At 64.4% G+C, this 3,850-nt stretch carries 3 protein-coding genes; 1 reads left to right on the forward strand and 2 read right to left on the reverse strand.

Annotation, left to right across the window (positions count from 1 at the left end; translation table 11 throughout):
- The coding region (locus JOZ76_RS07195; protein ID WP_291697933.1) for an MFS transporter at positions 1-588 on the reverse strand (588 nt) is incomplete at its 3' end.
- 233 nt (positions 589-821) lie between these two features.
- Entirely contained in the window at positions 822-2,204 is a 1,383-nt protein-coding gene (locus tag JOZ76_RS07200) for a M20 family metallopeptidase (protein ID WP_291697934.1), read from the reverse strand.
- Positions 2,205-2,377: 173 nt separating this feature from the next.
- Between JOZ76_RS07200 and JOZ76_RS07205 the strand changes: the two genes are divergently transcribed.
- On the forward strand, positions 2,378-3,766 hold the full coding sequence (locus JOZ76_RS07205; RefSeq protein WP_291697935.1) for an LLM class flavin-dependent oxidoreductase: 1,389 nt from the start codon (positions 2,378-2,380) through the stop codon (positions 3,764-3,766).
- The last annotated feature ends 84 nt before the right edge of the window (positions 3,767-3,850 follow it).

Raw genomic sequence — 3,850 nt, forward strand, 5'->3', positions numbered from 1 at the left:
CCAGCCCCAGGCTTGCAGGTCCGCTGCGCTGAGACAGGCGGTGAGGCCGGCGCCGAAGCCGGAGCCGAGGAGCTGGCTGACCCCTTGGCTTGCGAACTGCCAGCTCGCAATGAAACCGCGCCGATGCGGCATGTGCTCGACGAGGAACGCGGTCGACGAGCCGAACTCGCCGCCGGCGGAGAAGCCCTGTACCAGGCGCGCGGTGATGACGGCGATCGGCGCCAGAATGCCGATGCTGTCGAAGGTCGGCATCAGCGCCACCGCGAGCGTGCCAAAAGTCATCAGCACGATGGAGATGAGCAGCGAGGCCTTGCGGCCATGCCGGTCGGCATAGGCCCCGAGCACCAGCCCGCCGATCGGACGGATCAGGAAGGACAGGCCGAAGGTGCCGAACGTCAGCAGCAGTGAGGTGGTCGGGTCATTGGCTGGAAAGAACGCCTTGGAAATGTACAGCGCGAAATAGGCGTAGGAGGAGATGTCGAACCACTCCAGCGCATTGCCGACCGAGGTCGCGACGATCAGTTTTGTGATGTTCTTGGGCTGCGATTGCGCGGCGACATGCACGGAGGCCGGAGCGGATAGTGTCATTTCAGATTCCTTGGCTAACGCCGCATCCAACTTTGAACTTCCATCTATCCGCGGGCTCGCTGTTCTCCCCTCCCCCTTGCGGAGAGGCGTCGGGGGTGGGGGTCCACAGATTCATCTCGTCGTTTGGTACCCCCTCCCCAGCCCTCCCCTGCAAGGGGGGAGGGAGCGCACCGCCGATGCGGCTACAGTTCAACTTGATCTCTTCGAGCTGCCTGATTTCTTCGAATAGCAACTTACAAAGGCCGTGGCAGTTCGCCGAGATCCCAGAACAGCCCGGTCATGATGGTTAGCGCCTCTTCGGCCATCGAAAGCAGGATGTGCTCGTCGGGCGCATGCTGCGAGCAGCCGGGATAGGAATGCGGCAGCCAGATCGTCGGCAGTTTGAGCGTCTCGGCGAACACGTCGTTCGGCAGCGAGCCGCCAAAGTTCGGCAGCACCGCCGGCGCCTTGCCCGTCGTATGCTGGACGGAATCTGCCGCCCATTTGATCCAGGGACTGTCGATCTCGGCACGCGAGGCGGCAAAGCTCTGCGTCGCCCTGACCTCGACCATCGGAAAGCCATGGTCGCGCAAGTGCGCGCGGACCGCCTCAAGCACCTTGTCGATCTCGGTGCCGACCACGAACCGGAGCTGCAGCACCGCGCGGGCCTGGCCGGGGATTGCGTTCGCCGGCTTGGCGATACTACCTGATGACATCGCCAGTACTTCGAGTGTGTTCCAGGCATAGAGCCGCTCGGCCGCGGACAAGCCCTCCTCGCCCCAGTTCTCCGACAGCGCCGGCTCGTCAGCCGAGGGTTCGACCTTCACGTCAGCCAGGGCTGCGCGGATCTGATTGGACAGCCGCGGCGGCTTCATCGCCTCGAGTTTTAGCCGACCACGGCCATCGACCAGCGATGCGATGGCATTGGCGAGGATGGTCGCGGGGTTCGCGAGCACACCGCCCCAATTGCCGGAATGATGCCCGCCCTCGCGCAACACCACGTCGAGATGAAAGCGCATGCCCCCGCGACAGCCGAGGAAGATGGTCGGCCGCTGCGCCGACAGCCGCGGCCCGTCGGAGCCGACGAACAGGTCGGCTTTGAGCTCATCGCGATGATCTGCGCAGATCTGGTTCAGATCGGGCGATCCGGTCTCCTCGCCCATCTCCAGGATGAATTTGGCGTTGAAGCCGAGCCTGCCGCCGCGCGCCTCGCGCACCGCGCGCAGCGCGGCAATGTTGATGCTGTGCTGGCCCTTATTGTCGGCAGTGCCACGGCCGTAGGCGCGATCGCCGGTCACGGTGATCTTCCAGGGATCGAGGCCGTCACGCCATTGCCCTTCCATGCCGTCGACGACGTCGCCATGGCCGTACATCAAGACGGTCGGGCGATCTGCGCTCTCATGGTGCTCGGCAATCAGGAACGGCGATTTTCCGCTGGGAGATTCGATCAGGCGCGAGGTGAAATCGAGGTCCGAAAGCGAAGGCCGCATGGTATCCTCGAGATAGGCCCTGAGCTCGCTCGGCCGCCCGCCATTCTGGCTCTCGGTCCGATAGGCCACCCTCCGGCCGAGCTCGGCAAGAAAGTCGCCGGAATGGAAATGCTGGCGCACGCGGTCGATGGCATCGGTTCTGCTCATGGAGGCCTTGGTCGATCGGGAATAACAGGGTGTCCGAGCCTATCGGGATATGCGGCCTGCCGGAAGCACGGCGCGTGCGAATTTGTCTTGATTAACCCGGTCGGCATGGAACAATTCTCAAAGCCCATGTCGAGAGCAAATGCTGGGCATCGCGTGCCCAAGGCGGAATCACAATGACAAAAGAAATCCGGCTCAACGCCTTTGCCATGAATTGCGTCGCGCACCAGTCGCCGGGACTGTGGACGCATCCGCGCGATCGCACCATCGAATACAATCGCCTGCCCTACTGGATCGACCTTGCGACCACGCTGGAGCGCGGCCGCTTCGACGGGCTGTTTCTGGCCGACGTGCTCGGCGTCTATGATGTTTATGGCAACAGCCCGGACGCCGCGGTGCGCAATGCAACGCAGACGCCCGCCAACGAACCGCTGCTGCTGATCTCGGCGATGGCGGCGGTCACAAAACATCTCGGCTTCGGCGTCACCAGCAATCTGTCCTTCGAGCCGCCCTACCCGTTCGCCCGGCGGATGTCGACACTCGACCATCTGACCGAGGGGCGGATCGGCTGGAACGTCGTGACCGGCTATCTCGACAGCGCCGCGCGCGGCGCCGGCAAGGACAAGCAGACCGCGCATGACGACCGTTACGATGTCGCCGACGAATATATGGAGGTGGTCTACAAGCTCTGGGAAGGCAGCTGGGAAGATGACGCGGTCTTGCGCGATCGCGCGCGCGGCATTTTCGCGGATCCCGCCAAGGTGCATCGCGTCACCCATGAGGGCGCGAACTACAAGCTCAATGCCATTCATCTCAGCGAGCCGTCGCCACAGCGCACGCCGGTGCTGTACCAGGCCGGCACCTCGCCGCGCGGCCGGCAGTTCGCAGCAAAACATGCCGAATGCGTGTTCATGTCGGGGCCTTCGGCGAAAGTGATCGCGCCGCGCGTGGCCGCGATCCGCGAGCAGGCCGCCAAGATCGGGCGCAACCCGGCCGAGATCTTGATGTTCAGCATGTTCACCGTGATCCTCGGCGAGACCGAGGCCAAGGCCAGGGCAAAATACGATGACTATCGCGCGCATATCAGCCCCGAGGGCGCGCTCACGCTGATGTCGGGCTGGACCGGCGTCGATTTCTCCGCGCTGGCGCTCGACCAGCAGGTGCAGCACGTGCAGAACGATGCCGGCCGCAGCGCGATGGACAATGTCACCCGCGCCGATCCGAGCAGGGTGTGGACCGTGCGCGAGGTCGCCGAACATGTCGGGATCGGCGGCATCGGCCCGGTCATTGTCGGGACGCCTGATCATGTCGCTGACGAGATCGAAGCCTGGTTCGAGGCGACCGACGTTGACGGGCTCAACATGCCGTTTGCGGTCTCGCCCGGCGATTTCGCCGATATCGCCGACATGCTGGTGCCGGAGCTCGTGCGTCGTGGACGTTACAAGACCGCCTATGCCGAGGGCACGCTGCGCGAAAAGCTGTTCGGGCAGAGCCGCGCGCGGCTTTCCGCGCCGCATCCGGCCGTGCAGTACCGGCCGGGCGCCACGGTCAAGGCGGCGGAATAGAGGTCAACATTGCGCGGCCGCTCACGTCGTAGGTGGGGCAAAGGCGCAGTAGGTGGGGCAAAGGCGCATCTCGCGCCGTGCCCA

This window comes from Bradyrhizobium sp., from assembly GCF_019244115.1.
Classification (GTDB): domain Bacteria; phylum Pseudomonadota; class Alphaproteobacteria; order Rhizobiales; family Xanthobacteraceae; genus Bradyrhizobium.

What these genes read in the sequence shown, in the direction of transcription:
- JOZ76_RS07205 (WP_291697935.1), top strand. Translation starts at nt 2,378, where the DNA reads ATGACAAAAGAAATCCGGCTCAACGCCTTTGCCATGAATTGCGTCGCG.
- JOZ76_RS07200 (WP_291697934.1), bottom strand. Translation starts at nt 2,204, where the DNA reads ATGAGCAGAACCGATGCCATCGACCGCGTGCGCCAGCATTTCCATTCC.